The following is a 13128-nucleotide window of genomic DNA, read 5'->3' as shown; positions in this document are numbered from 1 at the left end:
GCGGTTTATCAGCGTTCGCCACGCACCACACGTTCGATTTCTTCGCGAACAAGCCGTTCGACGAGAGGCGGTAAATTAGTATCAAGCCAGTTTTGCAACATCGGGCGAAGAATATCAGAAGCAATCTCATCGAAAGATCGGCGCGGTTCCGAATGAACAGCGTGATTCAAATCCTGAAATGCTGCAGAGACCTTACGCTCTGTATCCTCAGACAAAATATGTTCTGTGCTATCGGGTTTCAAGTTGACAGGCTCGCTCTTCGAAATGCCCGGAGTTTCTGTTTTCAAATTAGAAGCCTGCTCAGTTTGCGCGATATTCAAATCACTGGCAATCTGCGTTTCTGGTTCCGGTACTGGAACTGGAGCACTGGGCATTTCAGAAACAGGCTGAGAAGCTTCGATGAAATTATCATCATTTTGAGCATTCAGAACGAAAAAATCATCATCATCTGCGTCTGTATCTTCGCCTGTAACAGGTGAAGCCAAAGCCTCTTCAGCAATAGGTCCACGCAGAACCGGTTCTTGCGTAAACACAACAGGCTTCAAAGAGGGCCCCTTCCCCCCCTTGTTTCCGACATTCGTAATAGGCAACGGTGTCCGAAATCTGGCCACATCGTCGCGTGCAGTAAAAGCCGACGATTCTGGCATTGGATGGCGTGAAACATCGCTGTCTTCGATAATTCGGCGAATGGAAGCAAGAATTTCTTCCATTGACGGTTCGCGTGCTGCGCTGGATGGTTGTGCCATAGCTGTTGTCCGTCTTTCCCTTATTGCCAAGAGGCAGAGAATCATTGGCTCAAGGGTATCGAACATGCAGCGCTTTGAGAATCCCTGCACAGACAAGTGCATTCCAAACTCACAGCTTTATCACTTTATTAAGAAATAACAGCATTGGCCGAATCAAAAAACGGCGCCAATGGCGCCGTTTTCAAATATTCATGTCAATAAATTAGGACCATCCGGAAATCAGCGACCATCCGGCGTGCGCAGGCCAAACCACTTATCCTTGACGGCATTATAATGTTCTTCAGGCTTATACTGGGCCACCTGCAAATTCATATCCTGTGCAGTCATGCGTCCACTTGCATTAAGCAATGCATAGCTGGCAACCACCGAGTCATGTTCAGCCTGAACAAGAGCAATTTGCACTGCCACAAGTTCATTCTGTGCGTTCAACACATCAAGCGTCGTACGCTGGCCAACCTTACGTTCTTCAATAACCCCATCCAAAGCCAATTGGGCTGCAGCAATAGCATCACGGTTTGCTTTAACGGAAGCACGTGCAGCTTCAAGCTGTGACCATGCTGAGCTGATAGCCTGACGAACTTTGTCCTGAACAATATCAACTTCAATACGTGCCTGACCCAATTGTTCCTTGGCCTGACGTATCTGCGCCGATGTGCGCCCACCCGTATAAATCGGAATGCTCACACCAACTCCAACCGAAGTAGTGTTACCATCACCAATATTAGTGCCTGCATAAGTATCAAGATGGCTTGCACTAGCAGTCAAGCCGACAGTTGGCAGCAATGCACCTTCCTTGGCCTTGACGTTAAAGCCCTGTGCATTGACTGCATATTGCGTTGCAAGGATACCTGGATGAATTTGAGTAGCATTCGCATAAGCAGCATCAGGTGAACGCGGAAGATTTTTTGCAGAAGGAGCGGGAGACAGACGATCAGGCTGAGCACCGATCACCTGCATATAAGTGGCCTCTGCCGACTTAACATCAGCACGCGCCGCATTAAGCTGTGCAACAGCCGTAGAGCGCTGCGATTCTGACTGTGCAACGTCTGTGCGTGTACCTTCACCAACATCGAGGCGAGCACGCGAAGCACGAACCTGCTCATTCATGGCAGCAAGATTTTTTTCACGCAGTGCTGCAATCTGGCGTAGCTGATAAACATTCATATAGGCCTGGACAGCCTCAAGAAGTGTATTCTGCTCTGTGTTGCGAAGATTTTCGCGCTGCGCAAATACTGTAGTTTCTGCCGCCGCAACATTATTCCTCGTCTGAAAACCATCAAACAGCATCTGGTTCAACTCGATGCCATATGTGCCTGTCGTACGATAATCGGATCCTGGCGATTTACTGCGGCTAGTCCTATAACTGCCTGTAACCTGCGGACGGTAATTCGATTTCGCAATCGCAACATTTTCGTCCTGAATCCGCACCCCTGCACGGGTCGAATTAAGATTAGAGTTGTTCTTATAGGCCTTGATGAGCGCACCGTTCAGCGTTTCTGACAAAGCAGCCTGACCCGATAAAACGGTGCCAGACAGGAGTATTGCTGCCGCCATAAGTCCTTTGCACGCTTTGAACACCGTATACCTCATATAAGAACAAACGAATCTACAATCGAACCAATCAGTTCGGAAAAACTTAATAACGTGTAAATTCCGTTATTTCCATCTTTCCGCAGCGGCTTTCACAAACAATTTTCCTGTGGTTGCAGAATTGCCCCACGCGTTTGATCAGAACTCGAACTGCTCGACCTTTTCAAAACCTGGCAATGGCCGAACTGCTGTATTGAAAACACTGCGCCCTGAAGCCGTGCCATTCTCTTTCACGTAAAGCCGCGCAACTCCGGCGTTTCCATGCCCTTCAACGACGACAAGACGCCCACCTTCCTTCAGTTGATTGAAAAGCACTTCCGGTACAAAATCAACTGCACCTTCAATGAAAATTACATCGTAAGGTGCTTCAGAGGGATAACCGGCATTCAGATCGCCTGATACGATCACAACATTGTCATAACCAAGTTCCTGCAAACAAGAGGTTGCTATGGCTGCTAATGCGGAATCACTTTCAAGCCCGATGACAGAACCAGCCAGCTCCGAAAAGATTGCTGACGAATAGCCGGTCGCGCAACCAATATCGAGAACCACATCATTCTTGTTAACTTTTGCAAGCTGTACCAGCTTGGCAAAAGGCGATGGTTCCATGAGGTAACGCGGTTCAGAACCTTCGCCTTCAAGCAGTTGATCTTCATCGATATAGGCGAGCACCTGACGGTTTGCCGGAACAAAAACTTCGCGTGGAACGCTCAGAAAAGCATCAATTACGTTGAGGTCCGTTACGTCCGTCGTACGGATCTGATTGTCGACCATCTTTGTGCGAAGATCTTGATAATCGGCTGACATAGCCATGCCCTACATCCTTCTATATCGCTCGTATGCGATGATTATGCTTCCGGCATCCTGGCAAACAAGAACAATGATTATGCGACAAAACCGTAACAATCGCAGTTCATTGCCGTTTTCAGGCACCATAAACGAGATTTGCCGTTGATGTGACAAAAATCGACGTTCCAGTCAATCAGACACAAGCGTTGCAAACCAAACTGCAACACTTGGTCGCCACTGCCCCGCCATGTAACGCCATGTCATGGCATTTAATTTGGATATAAAAATGCCGGGCGCAATCATTGCCCGGCAATTAAAGCTTTAACAAATTTCTTGCAAGACAAGGGTCGCCCAAAGGCACAACAGCCCGTTCACATTATTGCACGATCGTTGCAGGATAGCCGGCGGCCACAAGAGCCTTGAGGGCATCTTCTTGCGGAACGCCACTTTCAAATCTGACCTGTTTTTTATCTAGATCGATATCGACCGCTGCGGCTTCGTCAATCTTGTGCAGTGCATTCGTCACACTCTGCACACAACCATTGCACTTCATTTTCGGAACTAAGAACGTAACCATCTAACCAACTCCTTGCTTTAACACTCTTGTCAGAGTGCAGCCTCCCATCGTGGTAAGGTCAAGCAGGATTTTCTATTATGGTGCATCGCAGCTTTCCGGTACACTTTTTTCAATATCGAGAGGCGATTTGGTAAGTGATCCGGTCATGATCTCTATTGGCTTATAAGGCGGCGTTTCCTGCATGGCGGGATTGGTAAGCCTCAATGTGTAGCAGCCTGTATAGACCTGCTTTTTGCCATCATTCCCCTCGGATTCAATTGCAATCGGCAAACTCCAATATATCTGACCAGCACCGGGATCCGGGTCTGTCTTGCGCACTGCAACTTTCACGCTCTTTGTACCCTCATATCCCTTGGCAAAGGTCTTGAAATCAGGCTCTCGCCCCTCTTCCGAATAATAGCCATAAGCGCGGGCATATTCCTTGCGATTAATCGCATTGTAATAAGATTCAATCAGCGCCTGCGGGGTCGATCGATCATCACGATAATCGGGAACAATCACACCATCTGCCGCATCTTGCGTCTGTTCAGATGGTTTTGTCTCTTCTGGAGTTACAATCTTCCTGGATGCATCCTGCGCAGCTACGGCAGACATCAAAATCATCGTACTGAATAAACCGGCAATGCCTGCTTGTAACAAAGGCTTCATGCGCTCAATCAACATTCGCATCTCCTCTTCCAGCAATTCTTTTTTGCAGACATCGAAATCCGCACAAATGTTGTCGCTGCGCTCTCGATTTGGTGTCTTGCAGTAATGATGTTACAACACTAACTATAGTAAAAACGTGGCAATTTCGCAGAAAAGCGCATTGCTTTGAGCAAATTGAACCTTGAGCAGACTGAATGATTCTTCAGTCGCTGACCAGCATAACACCGGAAGAGATGAAAATGGGCCGTTTCTCTGTCTTGACGCTTACCGATGCAGCCGCAGCGCGTGTGAGCGAAATCATGGCGTCTCGTGAAGATGCGCTTGGCATTCGCATTGGTGTGAAAAAAGGTGGTTGCGCGGGAATGGAATATACCATTGATCTCGTAACCGAGCCTAAAGCGGGTGATGATTGCGTCGAAAAAGAAGGCGCTAAAGTTTATATAGCGCCTGAAGCAGTTTTATTTCTGCTGGGCACGCAAATGGACTTTGAAGTGACCACATTGCGCACTGGTTTTGTCTTTAACAATCCCAACCAGACATCAGCTTGCGGCTGTGGTGAGTCAGTTGAACTCACACCTGCTTCACCTGAAAGCCTGCGCCAGATGCAGGACGCCGTTTAACCGGATAGCATTTGGCCGTGGATGACGAAAGCTTACGAGAGTTTTTTGCAGGCTTAGGTGCAATAAGCATTCGCCGAATGTTTGGTGGTAAAGGCATCTACCATCAAGGCCTGATTATAGCACTGGTTGTTAATGACGAGCTGCTTCTAAAAGCTGATGCACAAACTATGCCTGCTTTTATCAATGCTGGATCAAGACAATGGTCTTATATCAGCACAAAAAGCGGCAAGACGGTTGCCATGCCCTATTGGAGCGTACCGGAAGATGCATTTGATGATGCCGAAATAATGACAAACTGGGCCAGAATTGCATTTGCAGCCAGTCTTCGCTCAGGCACCAAAATGAAAAAGCCGACCTGATATATTCTGGTCGGCTTTTGTTTTTATGCCGGCACCCCGGTCGGAATGAGCATGAATGCGGGGATATCATTGCCAAAACCGACTGGCACTGGACCATCATCATCATCGCGATCACGGCGACGCTTGTGGTGGTCATGCTGCGGCTTGCCGCGACGCTCATCATTAGCGGTGCGGATCGTATCACGACGCTCTCTGATTTCGTGAATGACTGGCTGCGGTTCATCTGCCTGAATGATCACAGGTGCTTCGACCTTCTGTTTATCTCTTGGTTTGCCCTTGGCGTCTCTGGTCTTGCCACGGGTATTTTTTCCCTTGCGTGACGTATCTTCAGTTTCCTCAACAACTGGCAAGGTTGAAAGATCACCGTCATGCCATTCAATCTTTTCACCAATCATGGATTCAATCGCAGTCAGATATTTCGTGTCTGCAGTTGTCACCAGTGTGAATGCTTTCCCAGAACGGCCTGCGCGACCAGTACGGCCAATGCGGTGCACATAATCTTCCGAATGGATCGGAATATCATAATTGAAAACATGGCTGACGTCAGGAATATCCAGACCGCGAGCAGCAACATCAGAAGCGACGAGAAGCTGCAATTTGCCTTCCTTGAAGTTCGAAAGCATCATCATGCGTGCACGCTGATCCATATCACCATGCAAAGCGCCTGCGTTAAACTCATGACGGGTCAGCGAGCGGAAAAGCTCCGAAACATCTTTTTTGCGATTGCAGAAGATAATCGCATTCTTGATTGCATCACCTTCCGAGCGAATAAGATCGCGCAGAGCTGCACGCTTGTCCCAATCCTTACGGCCTGATTTGACCAGACGTTGAGTAACGGTCTTTGCAGTGGAAGACGCCTTAGCTACTTCGATGCGGGTTGGCGAATGCAGAAACTGCTCCGTCAGTTTGGTGATTTCCGGTGGCATGGTAGCTGAGAAAAACAGCGTCTGACGCGTGAATGGAATCAGTTTGCAGATACGCTCAATATCAGGAATGAAGCCCATATCAAGCATGCGATCAGCTTCATCGATAACCAGAATTTCAACGCCAGTCAGCAGCAGCTTTCCACGCTCAAAATGATCAAGAAGACGGCCTGGTGTCGCGATCAGAACATCGGCGCCGCGCTCAAGCTTTCGCTCCTGTTCATCAAACGAAACTCCGCCGATCAGCAAGGCCACATTGAGACGCTGATTGACGCCATATTTTACAAAATTTTCTTCAACCTGAGCTGCAAGCTCGCGTGTTGGTTCAAGGATCAGGGTGCGCGGCATACGTGCACGCGCACGCCCCTTTTCCAGAAGATGCAACATCGGCAAAACGAAAGATGCAGTCTTACCCGTGCCTGTCTGGGCGATACCAAGTACGTCCTTGCGCTCCAACGCAGGAGGAATAGCGCCTGCCTGGATAGGTGTTGGTGCTGTGTAACCCGCAGCTTCAACGGCGGCGAGCACTTTCGGAGAAAGACCGAGTTCGGCAAATGTTGTCAATGGAGGCGCAGCTCTCTGTTGGGAAATGAATTCCACCCTTCCTGTCATTGCAGCCGCGTCATTATCCGGCGCAGGAACCAAGGCAGAAAAGGCGTCTGCAACGCAAAAAAGCGTTTTCTTGCAGCATCGCCTACGTCTATGAGGAGAAAAAGTCAACTAAAATACCATTACAGGATATAAAAATGCCTATTTATTTGTATTTTATTGTCTTTCAATCGCCCATTACAAAAGGTTTTACTAAAACTAAAACCAACTAATGTCTGAATTGTTCTGTCAAAATCCTTTCATCCCATGAATGATTTTGATCAAACAGGATCGCAACCTGACTGTCGGCCGCTTCCCTCACTGTCACCGAGAGAACAGATTTTACTTCATTATTGTCTGCAACTGCGTTTACAGGGCGCTTTTCTGTTTCAAGCAAGTCCATACGAACGGTGACATGTTTAGGCAAAAGCGCCCCACCCCAGCGCCTTGGGCGGAACGGGCTGACGGGCGTCAAAGCAAGCAAAGGCGCCTCCAGGGGCAAAATAGGGCCTTGGGCGGAGAGATTATAAGCTGTCGACCCGGCAGGCGTCGCAACCATCAAACCATCACACACCAATTCTTCAAGCCGTATTTTTCCATCAATAGTGATGCGAACTTTTACTGCTTGATAGGATTGCCTGAAAAGCGAAACTTCGTTGATCGCAAGAGCAGTAAACGGCGACATATGCTCTGTTTGAGCGACCATCTCCAAAGGACGGATAACCTCCTTCTGCGCAGCACGAATTCTCACTGGTAAATCATCAAGGCTAAATTCATTCATTAGAAAACCAACGGATCCCCGGTTCATTCCATAAACCGGCACACCGCTATTCATGAAATCCCGCAGTGCCTGCAGCATCGTTCCATCGCCGCCCAGCGCAACGACGACATCTGCATCTTCAGCTGCCACATGGCCATAACGCTTCACCAGCTCTTTCTGAGCCGTAAGTGATTCCTCTGTTCCAGAGGAAAGGAAGTGGATCGCCAAGGAGTTATCACTCATATTATACTATTCCAATGCGCCAGCCAGTGCAGTTTCCACAGGCAAAGTGGCCGCCTTATGCCAAACTTGGCTATCATTGCCGTTGAATGTGAATTTTCGCTTTACAAGGCATGAAAATATGCTAATTCCACGCTTGTGATGCCCTTATAGCTCAGTTGGTAGAGCACCTGATTTGTAATCAGGGGGTCGGGAGTTCGAGTCTCTCTGGGGGCACCACTATTTTAATCTGATATTTATCAGAAAAAATTTTCTAAACATCATCAGAACTATTAGAAAATTTTGATATTCTAATAATATTCAAGATTTACATCTGTCTCTTCCATAACTGTTGTTTTCATAATTATTATACATTAGAATTGTACAATAATTCAGATGGGATTTTCTGGCGCTTTTAAACATGTCACAACGACGAATTTGTATTTCTGTTGTTACACGCAACAGACCCAAAATGCTCTGCAGCTTATTTTCGTCGCTTGCGTCGATTACAAGACCAGCTACTGCTGTTGTTTCCTTCCTTGTTGTTGAGAATAATTCATCTCCAACATTGGAGAAAACAATCGATGACTTTCAAAAGCAGATGCCGAATGATGCTATCGACTATATCATAGAAGGTGTTCTTGGCATATCGGCAGCACGTAATCGTGCGCTTAATCACGCAATTGAACATGGCTTTGATTATCTTGTCTATGTCGATGATGACGAGTTCGTAGAACCCGATTGGCTTGTTAATCTATTGGCTGAACGCGATCGTCTTGATCTGGATATTGTTGGTTCACCGGTCAGACCAAAGCCATTTGATGAAAACCTGACAACCCTGCAAAAGCTCGTATGGTCAGGTATTGAGCGCAGTGGTTATAAATCAGAAAAAAAATGTCGGCGTAAATGCGAAACTGGTCGTGGAGATTCCATTAAGGTTCATACTGGCAGCTGGATGGGGCGTCTCGACTTTTTCCGCAATACGGGCTTGCGGTTTGATTCCCATTTTGGACTGACGGGTGGGGAAGACTGGAATCTTTGGGCGAAAGCAAAATCGCTTGGCGCCAAAACTGGATGGGCTTGTGATGCTATTGTTTATGAAACCGTGCCCCCGTCACGCCTCACGCTAAGCTATCATTATCGCCGCAACCGTGATCACAACATTACAGAATTTGGTGCCCGTTATCGGGAAAATCCAGGCAAAACTCTAAAAAAGCTTCCCGTAAAAATCGCAGGCCGTGCACTTAAATTTATCGGCACCATTCTTTCAATTCCATTCCGTGGTGGGCAGGGTCTGGTTTCCTCTGCGACGGCACTGGGCGGACTGGTAGGGCTTTTACAAGGATGCCTTGGTAAAGGCTCACTGCATTACGCAGACACAACCGGTTATTGATAGAATATCCTTCTAAAAGGATGATATTTAACGAGGCAACACCAATAAATCCTATTAAAAAACCCCACAATGTGGGGTTTTTTAGGTTTAATACCAGCCGACAGCGACCTGTGCTTCTTCCGACATCCGGTCAGCAGACCACGGCGGATCAAATGTCATCGTCACTTCAACCATCGAAACGCCTTCAACAGCACCAACCGCATTTTCAACCCAGCCCGGCATTTCACCTGCAACGGGGCAACCTGGCGCAGTCAGTGTCATTTCAATTTTAACAGTGCGGTCATCTTCAATATCGATCTTGTAAATCAAACCAAGCTCGTAAATATCCGCCGGGATTTCAGGGTCATAGACCGTTTTCAGTGCGCTGATAATATCGTCTGTCAGACGCAACAACTCTTCCTGAGGAATAGCAGAGGCAGAAAAAGGTGACTTCCCTTCCGCAGATGCAGCTGCATCATTGGTGGTGGTTTCAACCTGATCCTGGGTTTTCTGTTCGATCTCGCTCATCCGAAAAACTTCCTAGCCTTTTCCAAGGCTTCTGCCAGCGCGTCGATTTCTTCACGGGTATTATACATCCCAAACGATGCACGGCATGTAGAGGTGACGCCAAAACGTTTCAAGAGTGGCTGTGCGCAATGTGTGCCTGCACGCACTGCGACCCCTGCCCGGTCAATAACCGTTGAAACATCATGCGCGTGGATGCCTTCAAGCGCAAAAGAAATAATCGCCCCCTTATCGGGTGCATTGCCGTAAATGCGAAGTGAATTGATCTTGCCAAGTTGCTCATGCGCATAGTCGCGCAGGTCCTCCTCATGGGCAAGAATCGCATGACGTCCAATTTTTTCCATATACTCAAGAGCGGCCCCAAGCCCGATCGCCTGAACAATTGGCGGAGTACCGGCTTCAAAGCGGTGCGGAGGATGATTATAAGTGACGCCTTCTTCACTCACATCCTCGATCATTTCGCCGCCGCCATGAAACGGACGCATTTTTTCGAGCATTTCTGCACGACCGTAAAGAACTCCGATACCTGAAGGCCCATAGGTTTTGTGCCCGGTAAAGACATACCAGTCGCAACCCAGATCCTGCACATCGACTGGCAGATGAACAGCACCCTGACTACCATCAACCAATACCGGAATCCCACGTTCATGGGCCAGTTCGACGATCTTTTTGATCGGTGTCACGGTCCCAAGGGCATTGGACATATGGGTAATGGCCACAAGTCTGGTGCGCTCGGTCAAGCGCTTTTCAAATTCCTCAATATGGAACACACCTTCGTCATCGACCGGTGTGAAGACGAGCTTCGCGCCCTGTCGTTCGCGTATAAAATGCCATGGAACGATATTGGAATGGTGCTCCAGAATCGATACGACTATCTCATCGCCCTCGCCGATATTTGGCATGCCATAGCCATAGGCGACCGTGTTGATCGCTTCGGTCGCATTTTTTGTGAAGACAATTTCGTCTACAGAACCGGCATTGAGAAAGCGACGGACTGTTTCGCGCGATTTTTCATAAGCATCCGTTGCAGCATTGGAAAGAAAATGCAGACCACGATGCACATTCGCATATTCATTTGTATATGCATGCGTAATTGCATCAATAACGCTTTGCGGTTTTTGCGCAGACGCACCATTATCCAGATAAACAAGCGGCTTGCCATGAACCTGACGTGACAGGATGGGGAAATCATTGCGGATCGCTCTAACATCATAGTGCGCTGTAAGCGTATTCTTCTGATCCATGATCGTTCCTTCTACCGTTGAGGCAGAAAAACGGAGTAAATATTACTCCGTCTTGTTTGCTCAAGCGTGAGCTGAAAGCCAGTTTGAGAGCACGTCTTCAAGTGCCTCGACCAATGCTTCATTTTCGAGCTCTTCAATGATCTCGGCTATGAAAGCCTTGATCAGCAGTCCACGGGCTTCGTTTTCAGGAATACCGCGTGCCATCAGATAGAAAAGATAGTCTTTGGAAAGCTCTGTAACCGTTGCACCGTGACCGCAAGCCACGTCATCAGCAAAGATTTCCAACTCAGGCTTTGCATCAAACTCACCGTCGTCAGACAGCAGCAATGTGTTGCAAGCCATGCGTGCGTCAGTTTTCTGAGCGATCTGCGCTACACGGATCATGCCCTGAAAAACGCCGCGTGCGCGGTCTTTGACCACATTGCGGATGATCTGGGTCGAGCGCGTATTCTCAACCTGATGCGCCACAGTCATCGTAATGTCTGTGTGGGAATCATCTGCCAACAGATTGAGGCCACGCAGTTCAAAATCGGAATCTTCACCCGTTACGTTCAGATGAACTTCCTGACGCACCAGCTTGCCACCGGCATTGACGATGTAAAGTGTGAGCTTTGAGCCAGCGCCAATCGTTGCATTGAACTGCGCAAGCTGTGTTGAATGCGCAAAATCACGCAGGATAACCCAGATAACATCGGCACCATCCCCCACACTCACATGGCTGACAGAGGTCGAAAAAGCATCGCCCTCATCGCCACCAGTCTGACGCTCGATGATCGTTGCCTTGGAATTTGATCCAATTTCAACCGGAAAGCGCATATGGCTCTGCCCGGACTTCTGGATGTTCTGAATTTCAAGCGGTGCAGCAAGTTCGATATTATCAGCAACCGAAACAGCCCAGCCATCGCTAACATAGGCAGCGTTGATTTGCCCAATTGTATCGTCAAAGCCACGCATATTAAGCTGTGAAACAAGCGATCCTGAAGCCAGTGCATCATGCACGCTCGTCAGCGTCACGCCTTCCGGGGCCTTGGCTGCAAGTGCCGCACCATTGCTGGCAGCCAGAATAGTCGAACCTGCAAGCAGTGGGACAAGTGCCTTGCTTCCGGCTGCCGGATTGAAATCCGGTACAGTTTTCAGCAACGTGCGGAAATCCGTATAATGCCAGCTTTCAATACGGCGCGAAGGAAGACCATGAGTTTTCAACTCTTCCAGCGCATTGTCGCGTGCAACCACAACATCGCCATTGCCCGGCAATTCACCCATGCGGGTTGCGAAGCTGTCGATCAACACACTCTCAGCAGGTGTCCGTGGCTTTGCATTCGGAGAGGTCTGGATATTCATAATCCCCTCCTCAAGCTACTTCGCCGATGATGTCAGCATAGCCATTTTCTTCAAGGTGATTTGCGAGTGTTTTATCACCCGATTTGATGACCTGTCCCTTATAAAGAACATGCACACTGTCAGGCACAATATAATCAAGCAAACGCTGATAGTGGGTGATCACAATGACAGCGCGGTCCGGTGAACGCAGCGCATTCACACCATCTGAAACGATCTTCAGCGCATCAATATCAAGGCCGGAATCTGTTTCGTCGAGAACGCAAAGACTTGGTTCAAGAAGCTGCATCTGAAGAATTTCTGCACGCTTTTTCTCGCCGCCCGAAAAGCCGACATTCAGCGGACGCTTAAGCATAGCCATATCGATGTTGAGGCCACCGGCAACGTCTTTAACGCGCTTTATAAATTCAGGAATCTTCAGTTCTGCTTCGCCACGCGCCTTGCGCTGGCTGTTCATTGCAACCTTTAAAAATTCCATCGTGGCAACGCCGGGAATTTCCATCGGATACTGGAACGCAAGAAAGATGCCCTTTGCAGCACGCTCGGCAGGATCCAGTTCAAGGATCGACTCGCCATTGTAAAGAATATCACCTTCGGTCACTTCGTAATCGTCGCGACCTGCAAGAATATAGGACAGGGTCGACTTGCCGGAGCCGTTCGGCCCCATAATGGCAGCAACTTCGCCCTTGTTTACGGTCAGATTAAGACCACGGATAATCTCGGTATCCGTGTCAGCGATCTTTGCATGAAGGTTCTTGATCTCAAGCATGGGTATAAACCTTGTTCTTGTACCAGGAAAAGGCTGGTCAGAAAAATTGGAGAAAGGCAGT

General features: G+C 48.3%; 14 protein-coding genes and 1 tRNA gene. 4 read left to right on the top strand and 11 right to left on the bottom strand.

The annotated features are described in order from the left end of the window. Positions 1-8: 8 nt before the first annotated feature. The 5 genes from FHY56_RS11085 to FHY56_RS11065 form a co-directional block, all read right to left on the bottom strand. Positions 9-746 (bottom strand): PopZ family protein, encoded by a 738-nt coding sequence (locus tag FHY56_RS11085; protein WP_140905221.1) that lies wholly within the window; start codon positions 744-746, stop codon positions 9-11. Between the two features lie 219 nt (positions 747-965). Next, the gene (locus FHY56_RS11080; protein ID WP_140905220.1) at positions 966-2336 is read right to left on the bottom strand and encodes a TolC family outer membrane protein; all 1371 of its coding nucleotides are present in this window, start codon (positions 2334-2336) and stop codon (positions 966-968) included. A gap of 138 nt (positions 2337-2474) precedes the next feature. After that, entirely contained in the window at positions 2475-3143 is a 669-nt protein-coding gene (locus FHY56_RS11075) for a protein-L-isoaspartate O-methyltransferase family protein (protein ID WP_140905254.1), read from the bottom strand. Positions 3144-3501: 358 nt separating this feature from the next. Beyond that, entirely contained in the window at positions 3502-3702 is a 201-nt protein-coding gene (locus FHY56_RS11070) for a heavy-metal-associated domain-containing protein (RefSeq protein ID WP_140905219.1), read from the bottom strand. Between the two features lie 75 nt (positions 3703-3777). Further along, positions 3778-4305 (bottom strand): Cif family virulence factor, encoded by a 528-nt coding sequence (locus FHY56_RS11065; RefSeq protein ID WP_235889479.1) that lies wholly within the window; start codon positions 4303-4305, stop codon positions 3778-3780. Between the two features lie 284 nt (positions 4306-4589). On the opposite strand from FHY56_RS11065, the gene sufA reads away from it, so the two are divergent. Together sufA and FHY56_RS11055 are read left to right on the top strand one after the other, a co-directional pair. Then, the gene (gene sufA / locus FHY56_RS11060; protein WP_140905253.1) at positions 4590-4970 is read left to right on the top strand and encodes a Fe-S cluster assembly scaffold SufA; all 381 of its coding nucleotides are present in this window, start codon (positions 4590-4592) and stop codon (positions 4968-4970) included. A 17-nt stretch (positions 4971-4987) separates the two neighbouring features. Further along, positions 4988-5329 (top strand): TfoX/Sxy family protein, encoded by a 342-nt coding sequence (locus FHY56_RS11055; protein WP_140905252.1) that lies wholly within the window; start codon positions 4988-4990, stop codon positions 5327-5329. A gap of 23 nt (positions 5330-5352) precedes the next feature. Here the strand turns inward: FHY56_RS11055 and FHY56_RS11050 are convergent, their stop codons facing one another. Together FHY56_RS11050 and FHY56_RS11045 are read right to left on the bottom strand one after the other, a co-directional pair. Next, complete coding sequence (locus FHY56_RS11050; protein WP_140905217.1) at positions 5353-6816, bottom strand: DEAD/DEAH box helicase; 1464 nt, start codon at positions 6814-6816, stop codon at positions 5353-5355. Positions 6817-7069: 253 nt separating this feature from the next. Next, positions 7070-7843 (bottom strand): NAD kinase, encoded by a 774-nt coding sequence (locus FHY56_RS11045; RefSeq protein WP_140905216.1) that lies wholly within the window; start codon positions 7841-7843, stop codon positions 7070-7072. A 140-nt stretch (positions 7844-7983) separates the two neighbouring features. On the opposite strand from FHY56_RS11045, the gene FHY56_RS11040 reads away from it, so the two are divergent. Continuing rightward, positions 7984-8059 (top strand) — tRNA-Thr (locus FHY56_RS11040). A gap of 181 nt (positions 8060-8240) precedes the next feature. Further along, on the top strand, positions 8241-9212 hold the full coding sequence (locus tag FHY56_RS11035) for a glycosyltransferase family 2 protein (RefSeq protein ID WP_140905215.1): 972 nt from the start codon (positions 8241-8243) through the stop codon (positions 9210-9212). A gap of 87 nt (positions 9213-9299) precedes the next feature. Here the strand turns inward: FHY56_RS11035 and FHY56_RS11030 are convergent, their stop codons facing one another. The 4 genes from FHY56_RS11030 to sufC are packed head-to-tail and all read right to left on the bottom strand — an operon-like array spanning position 9300 to position 13067. Beyond that, positions 9300-9719 (bottom strand): SUF system Fe-S cluster assembly protein, encoded by a 420-nt coding sequence (locus tag FHY56_RS11030; protein WP_140905214.1) that lies wholly within the window; start codon positions 9717-9719, stop codon positions 9300-9302. Next, positions 9716-10960 carry a cysteine desulfurase gene (locus FHY56_RS11025; protein ID WP_140905213.1) on the bottom strand — a complete coding sequence of 415 codons (1245 nt, stop codon included), beginning with the start codon at positions 10958-10960 and terminating at the stop codon, positions 9716-9718. Before FHY56_RS11025 ends, FHY56_RS11030 begins: the two co-directional genes overlap by 4 nt. A gap of 60 nt (positions 10961-11020) precedes the next feature. Then, entirely contained in the window at positions 11021-12301 is a 1281-nt protein-coding gene (sufD, locus tag FHY56_RS11020; protein WP_140905212.1) for a Fe-S cluster assembly protein SufD, read from the bottom strand. A 10-nt stretch (positions 12302-12311) separates the two neighbouring features. Beyond that, positions 12312-13067, bottom strand: a complete 756-nt coding sequence (sufC, locus tag FHY56_RS11015; RefSeq protein ID WP_140905211.1) for a Fe-S cluster assembly ATPase SufC — start codon at positions 13065-13067, stop codon at positions 12312-12314. Positions 13068-13128: the final 61 nt, after the last annotated feature.

This window comes from Brucella gallinifaecis (genome assembly GCF_006476605.1).
Classification (GTDB): Bacteria; Pseudomonadota; Alphaproteobacteria; order Rhizobiales; family Rhizobiaceae; genus Brucella; species Brucella gallinifaecis.
The sequence above is the reverse complement of the archived record's forward strand: the minus strand, read 5'-3'. Positions and strand labels throughout refer to the sequence as shown.

Coding starts and splice junctions, on each gene's coding strand:
- FHY56_RS11085 (WP_140905221.1), bottom strand. CDS start 746: ATGGCACAACCATCCAGCGCAGCACGCGAACCGTCAATGGAAGAAATT.
- FHY56_RS11080 (WP_140905220.1), bottom strand. CDS start 2,336: ATGAGGTATACGGTGTTCAAAGCGTGCAAAGGACTTATGGCGGCAGCA.
- FHY56_RS11075 (WP_140905254.1), bottom strand. CDS start 3,143: ATGTCAGCCGATTATCAAGATCTTCGCACAAAGATGGTCGACAATCAG.
- FHY56_RS11070 (WP_140905219.1), bottom strand. CDS start 3,702: ATGGTTACGTTCTTAGTTCCGAAAATGAAGTGCAATGGTTGTGTGCAG.
- FHY56_RS11065 (WP_235889479.1), bottom strand. CDS start 4,305: ATGATTTTGATGTCTGCCGTAGCTGCGCAGGATGCATCCAGGAAGATT.
- sufA (WP_140905253.1), top strand. CDS start 4,590: ATGGGCCGTTTCTCTGTCTTGACGCTTACCGATGCAGCCGCAGCGCGT.
- FHY56_RS11045 (WP_140905216.1), bottom strand. CDS start 7,843: ATGAGTGATAACTCCTTGGCGATCCACTTCCTTTCCTCTGGAACAGAG.
- FHY56_RS11035 (WP_140905215.1), top strand. CDS start 8,241: ATGTCACAACGACGAATTTGTATTTCTGTTGTTACACGCAACAGACCC.
- FHY56_RS11030 (WP_140905214.1), bottom strand. CDS start 9,719: ATGAGCGAGATCGAACAGAAAACCCAGGATCAGGTTGAAACCACCACC.
- FHY56_RS11025 (WP_140905213.1), bottom strand. CDS start 10,960: ATGGATCAGAAGAATACGCTTACAGCGCACTATGATGTTAGAGCGATC.
- sufD (WP_140905212.1), bottom strand. CDS start 12,301: ATGAATATCCAGACCTCTCCGAATGCAAAGCCACGGACACCTGCTGAG.
- sufC (WP_140905211.1), bottom strand. CDS start 13,067: ATGCTTGAGATCAAGAACCTTCATGCAAAGATCGCTGACACGGATACC.